The following is a 21805-nucleotide window of genomic DNA, read 5'->3' as shown; positions in this document are numbered from 1 at the left end:
ATAGCAGGGGATGGACTGGCAAGAGGGTACTTGAACAGACCGGAACTTACAGAAGAAAAATTCGCAGCAAACCCATTCGCACCGGGTGAAAGGATGTACAGGACAGGTGACCTGGCAAGGTGGCTGCCTGACGGCAACCTAGAATATCTGGGCAGGATCGACCATCAGGTAAAGATAAGAGGCTACAGGATAGAACTGGGTGAAATAGAGAACCGGTTATTAAAGCATGAAGCAATAAAAGAAGCGGTGGTATTGGACAAAGAAGGAGCTGACGGAAATAAGTATCTTTGTGGATACGTCGTACCGGATCAAGAAATAACCGTACAGGGGATGAGGGAACACTTGTCAAAAGAGCTCCCGGACTACATGATCCCTTCCTACTTTGTGCGGATGGAAAAGCTGCCATTGACCCCTAATGGAAAAATAGACAGGAAAGCATTGCCTGTGCTCGATAGCAATGTTAATACCGGCGTAGAATACGTAGTACCTTCGGGAGAAATAGAGGAGAAACTTGCGCTGTTGTGGCGGGATATCCTTGGAATAGAGAAGGTAGGAAGAAATGATAACTTTTTTATGCTTGGGGGACACTCGTTAAAGGCAACAAGCCTTGTAGCAAGAATTCACAAAGAGTTCAATATAGACATACCTCTTAAGGAAATATTCAAGACACCAACCATCTTAGAAATTGCCAGATATATTAAAGACTCAAAGGAGAGCCTATATCAGTCAATCCAACCGGCAGGAGAAATGGAATACTACCCTATGTCATCTGCACAAAGAAGGCTGTATATACTAAACCAGCTTGAAGGGGCAGGGACAGCATACAACATGCCTGGTATTATGCTGCTGGAAGGAAGCATTGATACAGCGCGTTTCCAGGAAGTCTTCAGGCAGTTGGTAAAAAGGCATGAGACTCTTAGAACATCGTTCCACATGATCGATGGTAACCCGGTCCAGAAGGTTCATGACCATGTGGAATTCAGCGTGATGTACTTTGAAACTAACGAAGAAAAAGCCGCAGAGTATGCTGGGGAATTTGCCAGACCTTTTGATCTTGGCAAGGCTCCTCTGCTAAGGGTAGAGCTTGTAAAAACGGGAGAAGACAGGCATCTTATGATGTTTGATATGCATCACATTATATCCGATGGTGTCTCCATGGACATACTGATTCGTGAGTTTATGGATCTTTATGAAGGAAACAACCCTCCAGCACTTCGGATACAGTACAAGGACTACGCTGTATGGCAGAATAAACTGTTTGATGAGGGCGGAATTAGCAGCCAGGAGGAATACTGGCTCCAAGCATTCCAGGGAGAAATACCTGTACTGAATATGCCGCTAGACTATCCAAGGCCTGTAATACAAAGCTTTGAAGGGGATTTTTTTAGCTTTGAAGCAGGCAGTGAGCTTACGAATAAATTAAACAAGCTTGCAAGGGATAATGGGGCTACGCTTTACATGACACTGCTCGCGGCATACAACATATTGCTGTCTAAGCACACCGGACAGGAAGACATAATCGTTGGAAGCCCTATAGCCGGAAGGCCACATTCAGACCTGCAGGATATCCTTGGTATGTTTGTAAATACCTTGGCTATGAGAAATTACCCCAAGGGAGATAGTACCTTTGTAGAATTCTTGAATGAAGTAAGAGAAAACGCTCTAAGGGCTTATGACAATCAGGATTACCAATTTGAAGAACTGGTTGAGAAGCTTAACTTGAAGAGGGACATGAGCAGAAACCCACTGTTTGATACTATGTTTACCATGCAAAATGCCTCTAAGGTAGAATTTGCAGTACCTGGTATAAGCTTCAGACCTTTTAATAACGGGCTAGAGTATAGAATATCAAAATTTGACCTATCCATTGATGCAATAGAGCGTGAAGATGGTATGGCTTTTAGCTTTGAATATTGTACTCGGCTTTTCAAAAAAGAGACTATAAAAAGGTTGGCGGCTCATTACCTTAACGTGTTGGAAGAGATAACCGCAAATCCGTTTAAAAGGTTGTCGGAAATAAATATGTTGTCCCAGGAGGAAAAACAGCAAATAATCTATGGCTTCAATGATACAAAAGTAGAATATCCTAAGGATAAGACCATACAAGAGCTATTTGAAGAACAAGTGGAAAAGACGCCTGATAACATAGCAGTAGTATTTGAAGATAAATACTTGACTTACGGAGAACTTAATGAAAAGGCCAATCAACTGGCTTGGATCTTAAGGGACAAGGGATTAAAACCTGACAGTGTAGTAGCTATAATGGTAGACCGGTCCATAGAAATGATAATAGGTGTAATTGCTGTATTTAAAGCAGGAGGCGCGTATTTACCCATAGACACCGAATATCCTGAAGAACGAATCAGATATATGATCGATGACAGCTTGGCTGGAATTATTCTTACGCAAGAACATCATAAAGAAAAAATTAAATTTGATCTTGATATTATAAGCTTTGATGACTGTGTGAATTACAACGGGAGAACAGAAAATCTTCCTGTCATTAATAAATCTTGTAATTTAGCATATGTCATTTATACATCAGGAACCACAGGAAAGCCAAAGGGGATCATGATAGAGCATAGAAGTCTTGTCAACATATCTTACGCATGGAAAAAGGAATATAGGCTTGCGGATATGGATGTAAAGCTGTTGCAAATCGCAAGTTTTTCTTTTGATGTATTTGTGGGAGATGTTTCGAGAACGCTGCTCAACGGAGGCCAAATGGTTATTTGTTCATCCGAGGAGAGATACGATCCTGCACGATTATATTCACTTATTAAAACCCATAAAATAACCATCTTTGAATCCACACCGGCACTGATTATTCCTCTTATGGATTATATCCATGATAATGCTTTGATTATTGATAGCCTCAAGTTGCTTATACTTGGATCAGATACTCTCTCTGTGGAAGATTATGAAAGATTACAATCCTGGTATGGAGAGAAACTGCGGGTTGTTAATAGCTATGGGGTTACTGAGTCCACCATAGATTCCAGTTATTACGAAAAGAGACTGGGAAGCTATTTGGAATCCGGGAGTGTACCTATCGGAAAGCCAATGCAAAATATAAAATACTACGTTGTTGACAAACACTTGAGACCTCAGCCTACAGGGGTTTTGGGTGAGTTGTGCATAGGGGGAGAAGGGCTTGCAAGGGGATATCTAAACCGGCCCGAACTGACAGCTGAAAAATTTGTACCTAACCCGTTTATACCAGGGGAAAGGATGTATCGTACAGGGGATCTGGCCAGATGGCTGTCTGATGGGAATATGGAATTTTTAGGAAGAGTAGATCATCAGGTAAAGATAAGGGGATTTAGAATAGAGCTGGGGGAAATAGAAGCACAACTGCTAAAGCACGTTTCAATAAAGGAAGCAGTGGTTATTGCAAGGGAAGATCAGAAGGGAAACAAGTATCTGTGTGCCTATGTGGCAGGGGAAAATGAATTAACAATAGCAGAACTAAGGGGACATCTCTTAAAGGACCTTCCAGACTATATGATACCATCCTATTTTATGCAGTTAAAAAAGCTGCCGCTGACTCCCAATGGCAAAATAGATAGGAAGGCATTGCCCGAACCTGACGGCAATATCGATGCTGGAATAGAGTATGTCGCACCCTTGGGTGAAGTGGAGGAGAAACTTGCGGGGTTGTGGCAGGATATCCTTAGTATAGAGAAAGTGGGAAGAAACGACAATTTCTTTGAGCTGGGGGGACATTCCTTAAGGGCAGCAAATCTTATTGCCAGGATTCACAAAGAGTTCAATGTAAACATACCGCTTAAAGAAATATTTAAGAGCCCAAATATGTCTGAAGTTGCCGAGTGCATCAAGATTGCAAAGGAGAGTGTATTTCATTCTATTGGGCCGGCTGGGGAGATGGAGTACTATCCAATTTCATCCGCCCAGAAAAGGCTGTATATTCTAAACCAGCTTGACGCAGTTGGGATGGCATACAACATGCCTGGTATTATGCTAATTGAAGGCAAACTCGATAAACTGCGCTTTGAACAGGCTTTTAGGGAGCTTGTTGACAGACATGAGTCTTTCCGTACCTCATTCCATATGATAGATGGTAAACCGGTACAAAAGGTCCATAGCAATGTGGATTTTAGTGTTATGTATATGGAAACCGATGAGGAAAGAGCTGCGAAAATAGCCAGTGAATTTATTAGGACCTTTGACCTTGATGAGGCTCCTTTACTTAGGGTTGGGCTTATAAAAGTTGGAGAAGACAGATATATTATGATGTTTGATAAGCACCATATTATATCTGACGGGGTGTCTGACGACATACTGGTAAGAGAATTTATGAGCCTGTATGAAGGTAAGGAACTTCCGGAACTTAAGATTCAGTACAAGGATTTTTCCGTATGGCAGAACAGGCTGTTTGCTGATGGGACAATTAGTAAGCAGGAAGAATACTGGCTCCAAGTATTCAAAGGAGAAATTCCTTTGCTTAATATGCCGCTAGACTACCCTAGGCCAGCTATACAGAGTTTTGAGGGAGATGTGATCAGTTTCAAAGCAGGCAAGGAGCTTGCTGTTAAACTGAACAAACTTGCAGTGAATAATGGTGCCACGCTCTACATGGTACTTTTAGCTTCATACAATGTCCTTTTATCCAAGTACACCGGACAGGAAGATATTATAGTTGGAAGTCCCGTTGCAGGAAGGCCGCATACTGATCTTCAGGACGTTATTGGTATGTTTGTAAACACGCTAGCCATGAGGAATCACCCTCAAGGTGGAAAGACTTTTGTGGACTTCCTTAATGAAGTAAGAGAAAACTCCTTAAGGGCTTACGAAAACCAAGATTACCAATTTGAAGAACTGGTAGATAAGCTTAACCTGGAAAGGGATCTGGGCAGAAATCCACTTTTCGATACTATGTTTGTACTGCAAAATATCGAGGCATCAGAAGTGAAGATGGATGGGCTAAGGTTTATGCCCTATGACAGTGAAGTAAGAATATCCAAGTTTGACTTGACTTTAAACGCTGAGGAAACAGAGGACGGTATTGCATTTGAATTGGAGTATGCTACCAGGTTGTTTAAGAAAGAGTCAGTTATAAGGCTTATTGCCCATTACCTTAATGTATTGGAAGAGGCAGCAGCCTTTCCTGAAAAAAGGCTATTAGAAATTGATATGCTGTCACAAGACGAAAAACATCAAATATTATATGAATTTAATAATACAAAAGCAGGATACCCTCGGGAAAAGACCATCCATCAGATTTTTGAGGAACAGGTGGAACGGACACCCAATAATATTGCTGTAGTGTTTGAAGATAAACAGCTGACTTATAAGGAAGTAAACGAAAAGGCAAACCAACTGGCCAGAAAATTAAGAGAAAAGGGAATAAAACCTGATAGTGTAGTGGGAATTATGGTAGAACGTTCCCCGGAAATGATCATAGGGATCATGGCTGTCCTAAAAGCTGGGGGGGCTTATTTACCCATAGCTCCTGAATACCCTGAAGACAGGATCCAGTTTATGCTTGATGACAGTGGCAGCCAAATTATTCTGATACAGGATAAATTTATAAATGCTAAAGGTAGTTACAGAAATGCTGAATTTATTAGCATAGAAAATCAGGAACTATTTACTGGGGATGTATCAAATCCAAAGTTAATTAGTAAACCTGAAAACTTGGCTTATGTAATATATACATCCGGTTCTACCGGCAAACCCAAAGGGGTAATGATAGAGAACTACTCCGTAATCAACCGGATCAACTGGATGCAGAAGCAATACCCGATAGCTGAAGGTGATGTGATCCTGCAGAAAACTCCCTATACCTTTGACGTATCGGTATGGGAATTATTGTGGTGGAGCTTTACTGGGGCCAAAGTCTGCCTGCTGATACCGGGAGGAGAAAAAAATCCGGAAGAAATCGTGAAGGCAATCGAAAAAAATAAAGTTACCACAATGCACTTTGTACCATCCATGTTGAGTGTATTTTTAGAGTATGTAGAGGAAAAGGGGATAATAGAGGAAATAGCAAGCTTAAAGCAGGTATTTGCCAGTGGAGAAGCACTGAACCTGAAGCAAGTAGAAAAGTTCAACAAGCTGCTGTACAAAGAAAAAGGAACAAGCCTGCATAACCTGTACGGACCAACAGAAGCAACAGTAGATGTATCCTACTTTGGCTGCTCTACGGAAGAAGAATTGGAGCTTGTACCTATAGGAAAGCCCATAGATAACATTAAGTTATATGTTGTGAGTAAGGAAAAGGGCCTGCAGCCGATAGGAGTAGCGGGAGAACTATGTATAGCAGGGGATGGACTGGCAAGAGGGTACTTGAACAGACCGGAACTTACAGAAGAAAAATTCGCAGCAAACCCATTCGCACCGGGTGAAAGGATGTACAGGACAGGTGACCTGGCAAGGTGGCTGCCTGACGGCAACCTAGAATACCTGGGCAGGATCGACCATCAGGTAAAGATAAGAGGCTACAGGATAGAACTGGGTGAAATAGAGAACCGGTTATTAAAGCATGAAACAATAAAAGAAGCAGTGGTATTGGACAAAGAAGGAGCTGACGGAAATAAGTATCTTTGTGGATACGTCGTACCGGATCAAGAAATAACCGTACAGGGGATGAGGGAACACTTGTCAAAAGAGCTCCCGGACTACATGATCCCTTCTTACTTTATGCAGATGGAAAAGCTGCCATTGACCCCTAATGGAAAAATAGACAGGAAAGCATTGCCCGATCCTGACGGAAGTATGAGTACGGGAACAGAATATGTAGCGCCGCGGAATGAAGTGGAAGAGAAACTGGTTGAAATATGGCAGGAAGTGCTTGGAGCAAAACAGGTAGGAATAAGGGACAACTTCTTTAAAATAGGCGGAGATTCTATACGTGCAATATCATTAGTCAGCACAATATGCAAAAAGTTGGATATAAACATCCAAATCAGGGATATATACATGAATCCTGATATTGAGAGATTGTCTGCATTCTTAAAAGTAAAAGATACGGAAGCTTTTAACAGTAAGATGGGTAAAGCAAGGGAAGAACTGGAGTTATTTAAACAGCGAATATTGATGAATGAAACTCTCTCAGAAAAGTTACCTTCGGACATGGAAGATATATATCCGATGAGTCACATAGAGCTGGGTATGATTTATCATTCCAAAAAAGACTATGAAAATGCAGTTTATCATGACCAATTTGCATTTCATCTGAATGACAAAGACTTTGATTTCCCAGCATTTAAAGAAGCGATGCTTCTAATGACGTCAAAACATGATATTTTAAGGACGGTTTTTAATTTAGAGGATTTTGAAACTCCTGTGCAAATTGTTTACAAGGGCAGTAGTCTTGATATTGAGCAGATAGATATCATGAATTTTAGCAGGACAGGGCAGGTTGAGTATATAAACAAATATTTGGAAAATGACAGAGCGAATCCGTTTGATATATCAAAGCCCCTTTGGAGGATAAGAATATTCAAACTTGACGCAAACCATATTTGTCTGGTTCTGATATTCCACCATGCTATCCTGGATGGCTGGAGTGTTGCTTCATTGATTACGGAAGTTTCAAACCTATACTCTAAGCTTAAGCAAGAAAAAGATTATATACCAACACGGCTTAAATGCAGCTATAAAGATTATATAGCAGACCAAATGACAATTAAGGACAACCAGGAAGTAATTAATTATTGGAGAGAGGAATTAAGTGAATATAAAAGGTTGAATATGCCTGCAAATATTCATGGAAAAACAAAAAAATCTTATAAAGTAGACCATGTAACACGCCATTTAAGTCAGGAATTTTTAGGTGATTTAAGAAGTACTGCCAGAAGATATGATGTAAGCTTAAAGACACTTTGCTTTGCTGCATACACTTATATGCTCAATATGCTTTCATACGAGGATGACTTTGTCGTAGGTTTGGTAGAAAATAACAGACCTGTATGCGAAGATGGAGATAAGATGCTGGGGTGCTTCTTAAATACGGTTCCCGTCAAAATGTGTTTTGATAAAATCGATATATGGGAGGAATTGATAAAAGTTGCAGAAAAGAAATTAATAAACTTAAAGCTTTATGGAAGACTGCCTTTATTTGAGATCATAAATATCCTGGGCGGAAAAGAAAACAAAGAGGAAAATCCTTTATTTGATACCATATTCAATTATGTGGATTTTCATATATATAACGAGATAATAAACAAAGAAATCGGTGATGTTAAAGATAGAATTTCAGTTGATGAATATGAAGCAACCAATACAAGTCTTGACTTTACAGTAAGTAATACATTCGATGATCTTAATATAAGCTTGATCTACTCGGACAAAGTATTGGAAAGAAAACAGGCAGAAGAGTGTATAGACTATTTTATTAATATTTTAAATATGTTTATCCATAACCCCAAAGGGTCAGTTGACAAGCTTATTATATTAAGTCATGAAGAAAGAAAGCAGTTGCTGATAGACTTTAATGATACTAAGAAAGACTATCCGCAGGACAAAACCATACATGAGCTGTTTGCTGAGCAGGTGGAAAGGACACCTGACAACATAGCTGTGGTATATGAAGACAAGCACTTGACTTACAGGGAATTGAACGGAAAGGCAAATCATTTGGCCAGAGTATTGAGGAACAAAGGGGTAAAGCCTGACCGTATTGTAGGAATTATGGCCGAACGTTCATTTGAGATGATTGTGGGGATATTTGCCATATTGAAAGCTGGAGGGGCGTATCTGCCGATAGATCCTAATTATCCTGATACAAGGATAAAGTATTTGTTGGACGATAGTGGTTCCCAGATCCTTTTGACCTCCAGGACCTTTATGGAAAATAAGCAGATTGATGCGGATATTATATATCTGGAGGAAGAATATTTAAATGAAGAGAACTCAAAGCTTGAAAATGTAAACAAACCCTCGGACCTTGCGTACGTCATTTATACATCAGGTTCGACAGGGAAGCCCAAAGGTGGAATGATTGAGCATACTAGCGTTGTTAACATAATTACAGCCCTCCAGGCCATGTATCCGCTTAAAGCGGAAGACGCTTTTCTATTTAAAACAACTTATACCTTTGACGTATCCGTAGCTGAGATATTTGGCTGGTTCCTCAACGGAGGAAAGCTTGTAATATCACGCCAAGGTGTGGAAAAGGAAGCTATGGAGTTAGTAGAGGTAATAAACAAGCATAAGATAACCCATGTAAACTTTGTACCATCAATGCTGAATATAATGGTACAGACTTTAAAAGATAATGGTATAAAACTGCCATCAACTCTCAGGTATATTTTTGCTGCTGGAGAAGCGCTGCCCAAAAAGCTTGTCCATGAGCTTTTCGATGTCTCAGAGAACACATCTCTGGAAAATATCTATGGGCCTACAGAGTCCACGATATATGCAGCGGGTTACAGTATAACAAAGAAAATAGCAGAAGAACTTATAACAGTACCTATAGGGAAAGCTTTACAGAATGTATACCTTTATATACTGGACAAGCACAACCAATTAACTCCTGTAGGAGTGGCCGGTGAACTTGTGATAGGTGGAAGCGGTCTTGCAAGGGGCTATTTGAATAGACCTGAACTGACAGCAGAAAAATTTGTACCTAACCCGTTTATTCCCGGCGAAAAAGTGTACCGCACAGGGGACTTAGTAAGGCGGCTTCCTGATGGGAACATCGAATTCATGGGCAGGATCGACCACCAGGTAAAGATAAGAGGCTTTAGAATAGAGCTTGGAGAAATTGAAGCACATCTGGTGAAGCACACTGCTATTAAGGAAGCAGTGGTTATTGCAAAGGAAGAGCAGCAAGGGAAGAAGTACCTGTGTGCATATATTGTAGGGGAAAATGAATTGACCATTTCCGAGCTAAGGGAGCATCTCTTAAACGAACTACCTGACTACATGGTACCAGCATATTTCATGAAGCTGGAACAGCTGCCATTTAATGCCAATGGTAAAATTGATCGGAAAGCATTGCCTGAACCACAGGGGAATATTAATACCGGAGTAGAGCATGTAGTTCCTAGAAACGAAAGAGAAGAAATACTGGCCAAAGTATGGGAAGACGTACTAAAAACTGAAAACATCGGGGTAAAAGATAATTTCTTCAGCCTTGGAGGAGACTCAATAAAAGCCATACAGGTAATGTCGCGTCTTAACGTCCATGGGCTAAAGCTTGAAATGCGGGACTTATTCAAACATCCTGTAATTGAGGAACTCGTCGAATATATACAATCTACAAGCCGAAGAATTCATCAAGGCCCGGTAGAAGGCATAGTACCGATAACACCTATACAAAGATGGTTGTATAAACAAGACAGCAAGGATATCCATCATTTTAATCAGGAAATAATGATATATGGGCGTAACGGATTTGAAGAAGCTATTATTCGAAAAGTATTGTCAAAGCTTGTAGAGCACCACGATATTTTTAGAACAGTGGTAAAAATAGAGGATCAAAATATACTCCAATACAACAAAAACCTTGAAGGTGAACATTTTTCATTGGAAATTGTAGACCTTAGGGACAGCTATAATTACCGGGAAAAAATAGAGCTGGAAGCGTCGAGGATTCAGAGGAGCATGGACTTGTATAACGGTCCTTTAGTTAAGGTTGGTCTGTTTAAGACTAAAGAAGGGGACCACCTGCTAATAGCTATTCACCACCTTGTAGTTGATGGGGTATCGTGGAGAATCATACTGGAAGATTTGGACATAGGATACAGACAGGCGCTAAACAATGATGAAATAAAATTCAGCAACAAGACCGACTCTTTCAAAGATTGGGCACAGAGGCTTGATGAGTATGCCAATAGCCCTGAACTATTAAAAGAAATAAATTACTGGACCAATTTGGAAAAAACTGAAACAATACCGCTTCCAAAAGACCGAGAGATTGAAGAAAGAAGGTATATGAATAACAATAGCGTCAAGATCGAGCTGAGTATTGAAGAGACTGAGAAGATGCTAAAGCGGGTAAACCATGCTTATAACACAGAAGTAAACGACATATTGCTTACCGCCTTGGGATTAGCAGTGAGGGAATGGACCGGAAATGATAAGGTTCTGATCAGTCTGGAGGGGCACGGCAGGGAGGAAATCATTAAAGACATTGACATAAGCAGGACCGTGGGATGGTTCACCACCCAGTATCCCGTGGTGTTAGATGTCAGCGGACAACTCGATATTTCCCGCATGATCAAATCGGTAAAAGAAAACATCAGGCAGATACCTAACAAAGGGATAGGTTACGGCATACTAAAATATCTTACCTTGCCGGAAAACAAAGCCGATTTAAACTTTAATCTAAACCCTGAAATAAGCTTCAATTACCTCGGTCAATTCAACCAGGATAATGTAGACAATTTATTTGGAGTGTCTGATATTCCTGCCGGAGAGTCTACAGGACCAAACTATAAAAGTGAGTATTGTATTGATATTAACGGCGGAACTGTAGAAGGCGGGAAGCTGGAATTAAACTTTAGCTACAACCAGGGCGAGTATGAGAAGAGTACTATTGAAGGGGTAGCGGTGAGTTTTAAAAAGCATTTAGTAAACATAATAACCCATTGTGCAGAAATGGACTATTCAGAAGCTACACTCAGTGATTTTACAGTAGACGATCTGAATATGGATGAGTTTGAAGACGTATTGAATAACTTCGAATAAAAAGAGTTTGTATTTAAGGAGGAGTACTTATGAGTGATTTGAAGAAACAAAACATAAAAGATATGTACCGGCTCACTCCTATGCAGCAAGGGATATTGTACCACTATATGATGGATAAAAATTCAGACGCCTACTTTGAGCAGATATCACTTTCTATAAAAGGCATCCTGGACATTGATTGTGTTGAAAAGAGCGTTAATATCATTATTGAAAAGTATGACGCTTTGAGAACAATTTTTTTGTATGAAAATGTAGCCAAGCCCTTACAAGTAGTCATGAAGGAAAGAAAGCTGTCTGTCAGCTATGAGGATATTACCTCCCTTGCCGAAGAACTAAGGGATAGGTATATAGAAGAATACAGGGTTAAAGACAGAAAAAAGGGCTTTGACTTATCAAGGGATATTTTAACAAGATTAAGTGTAATTAAAACAGGCTACCAATCTTATAACATGGTATGGAGCTTTCATCACATCATTATTGATGGGTGGAGTCTCGCAAATATATTTAGAGAATTTATGGAAAACTATGAAGCCCTGATGAATAGCCGGGAGCCGGAGTCAGGAAAGGTATATCCTTACAGCCGCTATATCAAATGGTTGGAAGGCAGAAATCAGAACGAGGCCGCAGATTACTGGGAAACCTATCTTAAAGGTTACGAGCATCAGACAGTCCTTCCCCAAAACGGCAGGTCTGCAAGTGATGATTTCAGGATTGAAGAAACGGAGTTTAAAATATCTGAACAAATAACTAGCGATCTTGAGAAGTTTGCAGCCAAAAACAATACAACCATGAGTACCATTATAAAGACCATATGGGGGATATTATTACAGCGGTATAACAATACCGATGATGTGGTGTTTGGTGAGGTGGTATCGGGAAGGCCTCATGAAATACAGGGAATTGAGAGCATGGTGGGTTTATTTATAAATACCGTTGCAGTAAGGGTGAGTTGTGATGAGGATAAAACTTTTACCGAACTGATCAAAGAGATGCAGCAATCGGTGCTTGAATCTGACCGGTACAGTTTCTATCCTCTGGCGGATGTGCAGTCAAAAACATGCTTGAAAGATGCCTTGATACATCATGTCATGGCTTTTGAAAATTACCCTATGGATGAAGCGGTTAATGCTTCATCCAGTAATGGCATTTTAAATGTAGTTGGAATGGAAATATTCGAGCAGACGAATTATGATTTTGGGATACTCGTTGATGGCGGTAAGGAATTATCTATTAAATTCAGTTACAACTCACTGGTATATGATGGTAATTTCATAGAAAAAATCAAGGGACATTTTCAGTCGGTAATAGAAATTGTAACCGATAATCCCGATATGCATATTAGGAATATTGATATACTCACCGAAGTGGAAAAGAAAGAAATAGTACACTGCTTCAATAATACAACGGAGGAATACCACAGGGAAAAGACCATTCACCAACTATTTGAGGAACAAGCGGTGAAGACACCTGACAATGCGGCAGTGGTGTTTGAGGGTAAGCAGCTAACCTATAGGGAACTCAATGAGAAGTCAAATCAGCTTGCAAGAGTGTTGAGGGATAAGGGAGTTAAACCAGACAGCATAGTGGGTATTATGGTAGAACGCTCACTGGAGATGGTCATAGGTATATTTGGCATACTTAAAGCCGGAGGGGCATATATGCCTATAGATCCTGACTACCCTAAGGCAAGAATCGAATATTTACTCGAGGACAGCGAGATAGGGGTGCTGATTTCCCAAAAGCAATTCCTGGAGAAAGTGGAGTTTTACGGGAAGTATATAGACATAGAAGATGAAAGCCTTTATGCCGGAAACCCTATGAACCTGGAAGTGGTATGTTCACCGCAAAATTTGGCATATATCATTTATACATCTGGGTCTACAGGAAAACCTAAAGGGGTTATGGTAGAACATAAAGGGGTAGCAAATCTGGAGGCGTTTTTCAAGACCCGCTTAAATGTAAGTGAAAGCGATAGGATTATTCAATTTGCATCAATTTCATTCGACGCTGCAGTTTGGGAAATATTTATGGGACTATTGGCAGGAGCAACACTATATATATCTTCAGGCGATATTATCAATGACTATCGAAGATTTGAAGAATACCTAAATGAAAATGAGATAACTATTGCTACTTTACCACCTCCGTATCTGGCAAATCTGGACCCGGAAAAAGTAACTTCCTTAAAGAAGGTAATTGCAGCAGGTTCGGCTTCCACTCTCGAACTTTTAAAGAAATGGAGCAACAGGATTTCATATATAAATGCTTATGGACCTACTGAGACAACCGTATGTGCAACGGTATGGAAAGCAGATGATTGTGAGACGGCCGATAAGTCGGTACCTATTGGTAAACCTATTACCAATACCCGGGTGTTTATAGTTGATGAAAACAATAATCTTAAGCCCATAGGTGTTGAGGGTGAACTCTGTGTTTCCGGGGCAGGATTGGCGAGAGGATACTTGAAAAAACCGGAACTTACCAGGGAAAAGTTTGTACCGAACCCATTTATGCCTGGAGAACTGATGTATAAAACAGGAGATCTTGCAAAGTGGCTTCCTGACGGGAATATTGCATTTGCCGGCAGAAAAGACCACCAGGTTAAAATAAGAGGGTATAGAATCGAGCTTGAGGAAATAGAAGCAGCCCTTTTGAAGCATGCTGATATAAATGAGGCGGTGGTCATTGACCGGGAGGATTCAAGTGTAGGCAGGTATCTTTGCGCTTATATAGTGTCTGACCGAGAAGTGACAGTGACCGAAATAAGGGAGCTTATATCTAAAGAGCTGCCCGATTATATGATTCCATCCTATTTTATGAGGATAGCAAAAGTACCGTTAACCATAAATGGAAAATTGGACAGAAAGGCGCTGCCGCTGCCTGATGGAAGAATAAATACAGGAACAGAGTATGCAGCGCCTTCAGGTGAAGTGGAGGAAAGGCTTGCGCTGCTGTGGCAGGACATCCTTGGAATAGAGAAGGTAGGAAGAAATGATAACTTCTTTATGCTCGGAGGACACTCGTTAAAGGCAACAAGCCTTGTAGCAAGAATTCACAAAGAGTTCAATGTAGACATACCTCTTAAGGAAATATTCAAGACACCAACCATCTTAGAAATTGCCAGCTACATTGAAGACTCAAAGGAGAGCCTATATCAGTCCATTCAACGTGCTGGGGATATGGAATATTATCCCATGTCATCCGCCCAGAAAAGACTATATATATTAAACCAGCTTGAAGGAGCTGGAATCGCCTACAATATACCTGGCATAATATTGCTGGAAGGTACTGTTGATAAAGCACGTTTTGAGCAGGCTTTTCATAGTCTGATAGAAAGGCATGAGAGCTTTCGAACCTCCTTCCATATGATCGAGGAAGAGCTGTCTCAGAAAGTCCATGACAAGGCGGACCTAAGTATCATGTACCTGGAAACCAGTGAAGAGAAGGTTCCCGAAATAGTGGAGAAATTCATAAGGCCCTTTGACCTTGGAAAGGCTCCACTATTAAGAGTTGGACTTGTAAAGATTGGAGAAGCCAGACATATTATGGTGTTTGACATGCATCATATCATATCGGATGGAGTGTCCAACGACATACTGGTAAGAGAGTTTATAAGCTTATATGAAGGGAAAATACTTCCTCCACTGCGTATACAGTACAAGGACTACTCAGTTTGGCAGAGGGAATTGTTTGCAGGAGCTGCCATAAGTAAGCAGGAGGAATTCTGGCTCCAGACCTTTCAGGGAGAGATCCCTGTGCTGGATTTATCCACCGACTACCCAAGACCCGCAGTACAAAGCTTTGAAGGAGACTACATCAGCTTTGAAGCTGATAGCGAGCTTGCGGTTAGACTTAACAAGCTTGGATCAGACAATGGAGCTACATTATATATGACGCTTCTTGCTGCATACAATGTGCTGTTATCTAGATACACTGGACAGGAAGATATTATTGTGGGAAGTCCTATAGCTGGAAGGCCTCATGCTGACCTTCAAGACATCATAGGTATGTTTGTAAACACTCTGGCCATGAGAAACCACCCGCAAGGAGAAAAGACTTTTATTGAATTCTTGAAAGAAGTTAAAGAAAATGCTTTGAAAGCATACGACAATCAGGACTATCAGTTTGAAGAATTAGTGGATAAGCTGGACATAAGGAGGGATATGAGCAGGAATCCCCTCTTTGATACCATGTTTGCCATATACAATGTTGGAAAAGCAGAGCTCATAACGTCTGATCTAAGCTTCAAGCCGTACAACAAAGGGATAGAAGGCAGAATATCAAAATTTGACATCACCTTAAATGCATTTGAGACTGAGGATGGTATAGCCTTTGAACTCGAATACTGTACAAGACTGTTTAAGAAAGAAACAGTTGAAAGACTTGGGGCTCATTACATCAATTTGCTGGAAGAAATTGCAGCATACCCCGAAAAAAGGCTTTATGAAATCGAAATGTTATCACAGGAAGAAAAACAGCAAGTATTATACAGCTTTAACGATACTGCTCTCGAATATCCCCTGGATAAAACCATACACCAAATGTTTGAGGAGCAAGTGAAAAAGACTCCTGATCATATTGCAGTGGTTTTTGAAGGTAAACAATTAACCTACCGAGAACTGAATCAAAAGGCAAACCAATTGGCCAGGGCATTAAGAGAAAAGGGAGTAAAGCCTGATGATATTGTAGGCATAATGGTGGACCGCTCGCCTGAAATGGTTATAGGTATAATGTCAGTAATCAAGGCTGGGGGGGCGTACCTTCCTGTAGATCCTAATTATCCATTGGAAAGAAAAAGGTATATGATGGAGGACAGCAAGGCCAAAATTTTACTCACCCAAAATCATCTTATGGATCGTGATGATTTCGATGGTGAGATTATTGATTTATCTGATTATGATTATAATTTTATAAACGATGTGAATATAAAATGTATAAATAAGCCTGGTGATACAGCGTACATCATCTATACCTCTGGCTCAACGGGAAACCCTAAAGGTGTTTGCATTGATAATAAGAGTGTATTAAACCTGGTAGAGGGTCTGTTCCAGAGAATATATAGCAAATATGAATCACCGTTGAATGTTTGCCTCATTGCCCCTTATGTTTTTGATGCTTCGGTGCAGCAGATTTTCGCAGCACTGCTAATGGGGCATGCATTGTACATTGTACCGGAGGAAGCAAGGAAAGACGGTAAAAAGCTGCTGGACTTCTATAGTGAAAATAGGATTGATATTTCGGATGGAACGCCCATACACGTAAATATGATGTTAAATTCTCCTCCTATAGATAATAACCTAAAAGTGAGACATTTTATTATAGGCGGAGATGTTCTTCCATTTGATGCAGTAAAAGACTTCCTAAGCAGATTTGAGGATGTGCAACCTTGCATCACAAATGTTTATGGTCCTACCGAATGCTGTGTGGATTCTACGGAATATTTGATTACTGCGGCGGGGCTTAGTAGATTGGATAATATCCCCATAGGCCGTCCTTTGCCAAACACCAGAGCATATATACTTGGTAAGAAATTAGAAGTAAATCCTATAGGTATCGCTGGGGAATTATATATATCTGGGGATGGTCTTGCCAAAGGCTATTTAAACAAGACGGGGCTTACTGCAGAAAGATTTGTATCTAACCCGTTTATAAAGGGAGAAAGAATGTATCGTACTGGGGACTTGGCAAGATGGCTGCCTGACGGGAATATAGAATTTTTAGGCAGGATGGACCACCAGGTAAAGATAAGGGGATTTAGAATAGAACTTGGAGAAATAGAGGCTCAGCTATTAAGACATGCTTCAATAAAAGAAGCTGTGGTTATTGTAAAGGAAGACCAACAGAAGAACAAGGATCTGTGTGCATATTTCGTTGGGGAAAATGAACTGACAATAACTGAACTAAGGGAATGCCTTTCAAAAGAATTGCCCGAGTATATGATCCCGGCATACTTCATGCAGCTGGATGAAATGCCTTTGACAGCCAATGGTAAGATAGACCGGAAGAACTTGCCCCACCCTGCTGCTCATTTAAATACTGGAGTAGAGTATGAAGCACCTTCAGGTGAAGTGGAAGAGAAGCTTGTACAATTGTGGCAGGATATCCTGGGGGTTGAGAAAATAGGGAGAAATGATAATTTCTTTGTGCTTGGGGGGCACTCATTAAAAGCAATAAACTTTGCAGCCAAAATTCACAAAGAGTTCAATGTAAATATATCTCTTAAGGAGATATTCAAGCTGCCGACAATTGCAGAAATTGCCAAGTACATCCAGGAAGCCCAAGAGAGTATTTATCAATCTATCCAGCCCACTGGAGAAATGGAATACTATCCTATGTCGTCTTCCCAAAGAAGGCTGTATATATTAAATCAGCTTGAAGGAGCAAGGGTGGCATACAATATGCCAGAGTTTATGTTGTTAGAAGGCAGTATTGATATAGAACGTTTTGAGAAAGCCTTAGATCAGCTGGTAAAAAGGCATGAGGCTTTCCGGACCTCCTTCCATATGGTAGATGGTGAACCGGTGCAGAAGGTCCATGATGAGGTGGAATTTAGTATCATGTACATGGAAACCGGCGAAGAAAAAGCCTCAGAAGCAGCAAATGAATTCATAAGGCCATTTGACCTTGGCAAGGCTCCTTTACTAAGAGCAGGGCTCGTAAAAATTAGAGAAGACAGGCATGTCATGATGCTTGATAAACACCATATCATATCTGACGGGGTGTCGGATGAAATACTGGTAAGAGAATTCATAAGCTTGTATGAAGGAATGAATCTTCCAGCACTTCAGATTCAGTACAAGGACTATTCCGTATGGCAGAATAAATTGTTTGCTGACGGCACAATCAGTAAACAAGAAGAATACTGGCTCCAGGCATTTAGGGGAGAAATACCAGTACTTGATATGCCGGTAGACTACCCAAGGCCGGCTATACAGAGTTTTGAAGGCGATATGGTCAGTTTTGAAACAGGCCGGGAACTTGCACATAAACTGAACAAGCTTGCCGTGGATCATGGAGCAACACTGTATATGGTGCTTCTAGCTTCATACAATGTGCTTCTTTTCAAATACACCGGACAGGAAGATGTCGTAATTGGAAGCCCTATAGCAGGAAGGCCACATACAGATTTGCAGGACATCATAGGCATGTTTGTCAATACCCTAGCTATGAGGAATTACCCTCAAGGTAAAAAGAATTTCAGCGAGTTTTTGATGGTAGTAAAAGAAAATGCTCTAAGGGCTTATGAAAACCAGGATTACCCATTTGAGGAACTTGTGGAGAAGCTTAGCATTAAGCGGGATTTGAGCAGAAATCCGCTGTTTGATACTATGTTTGTCTTGCAAAATAAAGAGGCATCAGAATTTAAGATGAATGGGCTAAGGTTCATGCCCTATGATAATGAGTTCAGGGCGTCCAAATTTGATTTGACCCTAAACGCCCAAGAGACCCAGAATAATATTGTATTTGGGTTAAAGTATGCTACTCGTCTGTTTAAGAAAGAGACAATAGAAAAACTTGGGGTCCATTTCATCAATGTACTGGAAGAGATCACAGCTTACCCCGAAAAGATGCTGTCCGAAATAAATATACTATCTCAGGATGAAAAACAGCAAATACTAAATAGTTTTAATGATACAAAGGCAGAATACCCTAGGGATAAGACTCTACATGAGCTGTTCCAAGACCAAGTGGAAAGGACACCTGATAATGTAGCTGTAGTGTTTGAGGACAAGCAATTAACCTACAGGCAGCTCAATGAAAAGGCAAATCAGCTTGCCAGAGCACTTAGAAGTAATGGTGTAAAGCAAAACAGCATAGTTGGAATAATGGTAGAAAGATCCGTAGATATGCAGGTTGGAATACTGGGAATTTTAAAAGCAGGAGGTGTCTATTTACCAATTTCAACCAAACTTCCTGGACTAAGAATAAAAAAATTACTGGAAGATAGTAATGCAACTATGCTGTTGACGCAATCACATTTAGCGGATAAAGCAGAGTTTTACGGTAATATATTACTGCTTGATTCCCCTGAAATATACATTGGAAGTGCTGAAAACCTTGATAAAATAAATAAACCAGAGGACTTAGCTTATATCATTTATACATCGGGATCTACTGGAGTTCCGAAGGGTTCAATGATAGAGCATCGAAGTGTAGTTAACTTGGTTTATGGACTAAGAAAGCTTGTCTATGAAAATTATGATAATTATTTAAATGTTGCCCTTGTGTCCCCTTACTTTTTTGACGCATCTGTAAAACAAATATTTGCGGCTTCTCTCCTTGGCCATACACTGTTTATAGTTCCTGAGGATACAAGGCTAGATGGTGAGGGCCTTCTAAAGTACTATAACAGGAATTCAATTGCTGTTTCAGACGGAACACCAGCACATATAAAGCTTTTAACAGATACTGCCAGGCCTGGCGAAAGTCTTTCAGTTATGCAGTTTATTATCGGAGGGGAAGAACTTTCATGTAAAGGTATACAAGGTTTCTATGATCGGTTTAAAGATAATAACCCTACTATAACAAACGTTTATGGTCCAACAGAATGCTGCGTAGATTCAACTTATTACCATTTAAGCCGTGAGAAGGTGAGAAATCTAACAAGTATACCTATAGGTATGCCATTGCAGAATTATAAGATATATATACTTAATGAAGACATGAATATCTTACCGGTTAATACAACTGGTGAAATATATATATCTGGAGATGGGCTGGCAAAAGGCTATTTGAACAAACTTGAATTGACTACGGAAAAATTTGTAGCTAATCCTTTCAGCTCTGGAGAAAGAATGTATCGTACCGGTGATCTTGGAAGGTGGCTTCCTGACGGAAACATCGAATTTATAGGCAGAGTAGACCATCAGGTAAAGATTAGGGGCTTTAGGATAGAGCTTGGGGAAATAGAAGTGCAGCTATTAAAGCATCCTTCAATAAAAGAAGCTGCGGTAATTGCAAAGACAGACCAGGAGGGCAACAAGTATTTGTGTGCTTATATAGCAGGGGAAAGTGAATTTACAATATCAGATTTAAGGGCGCTTCTCTTAAAAGAACTTCCCGATTACATGATACCACAATACTTTGTTCAGCTGGAAAAGCTGCCTTTGACAGCCAATGGCAAAATAGATCGGAATAATTTACCCCAAAATGACGGTACTTTAGCTACATCAGTAGAGTATGTAGAGCCTTGCGGTGAAGTTGAGGAGAAGCTTGCACTGCTGTGGCATGATGCCCTTGGAGTACAAAAAATTGGTGTGAATGATAACTTCTTTGAACTGGGAGGATACTCACTGAAGGCAATATCCCTTATAAGCAGAATTTATGAACAGTTAAATGTTGAGGTACCACTAAAAGACTTTTATATGGCCCCAACCATAAAGGAAATTGCCCGTTTTATACACAATACGTACGCCAATGATTATATTACACCAAGTCCGGCAATTCATTTTAATTCAGCAATGGAGAGTCTTATGTTTGCATTCCCTCCAGGAGGAGGAAATGGAATAGCTTATGGTAGTTTATCAAAACAAATGAATGCTTATTCCATATATTCCTTTGACTTTATAGAAAATGAGAGCAGGATGGAGGAGTATGTGAAGGCAATTACTTCTGTCAAACCCGAGGGCCCATATATTCTATTTGGTTACTCGGCAGGAGGTAATCTGGCATTTGAAGTTGCTAAAGTATTAATTGAAACTGGACATCATGTATCCGATATAATCTTTCTGGATTCGGCTAAATCATTTGTCCTTATTGAGGAAGAAAGCGAAGATGCTAAGAAACTTGCTGAGCAACAGGATAAAGAATTTATAGAAGAAAATGAGAAACTTATAAAAGGCATGTTTGGAGATAACCAGGCAGTTATTGAAAAGGCCATTGAAAGAATGAGAAATTATCATAAATACACTAGAAGTGTTATAAACTCGGGACAGATAAACTCCAATATCCATCTTATTATATCACAGCAGCAAGACAATGAAGGTGAAGCTGATTTATGTGAAGGATGGAGAGAGGCAACAACGGGAGAGTTCAAAGTATATAACGGATTTGGCAGTCATTTTGATATGTTAAGTACAGGATATATAGATAAAAATGCGGCTATTATTAAAGAAATATTGGAAGAGATCAACCAATAGTTCAGATA

At 40.2% G+C, this 21805-nt stretch carries 2 protein-coding genes; both read left to right on the top strand.

Going from position 1 to position 21805, the window contains the following annotated elements:
• Positions 1-11658, top strand: an 11658-nt coding sequence (locus WA407_RS09325; protein ID WP_442952028.1) for an amino acid adenylation domain-containing protein, incomplete at its 5' end; no start/stop codon positions are given.
• A gap of 29 nt (positions 11659-11687) precedes the next feature.
• Positions 11688-21797, top strand: coding sequence for a non-ribosomal peptide synthetase (locus tag WA407_RS09320; RefSeq protein WP_336077199.1), 10110 nt, complete (start codon positions 11688-11690; stop codon positions 21795-21797).
• Positions 21798-21805 lie beyond the last annotated feature (8 nt).

The organism is Paenibacillus sp. 203 (assembly GCF_037027525.1).
In the GTDB taxonomy this organism is placed as follows: domain Bacteria; phylum Bacillota; class Bacilli; order Paenibacillales; family Paenibacillaceae; genus Paenibacillus; species Paenibacillus polymyxa_B.
This window is presented reverse-complemented; position numbering and strand designations above follow the sequence as displayed.

Bases quoted from the DNA above. Each gene is read 5' to 3' on its own strand.
- WA407_RS09320 (WP_336077199.1), top strand. From the start codon at position 11,688: ATGAGTGATTTGAAGAAACAAAACATAAAAGATATGTACCGGCTCACT.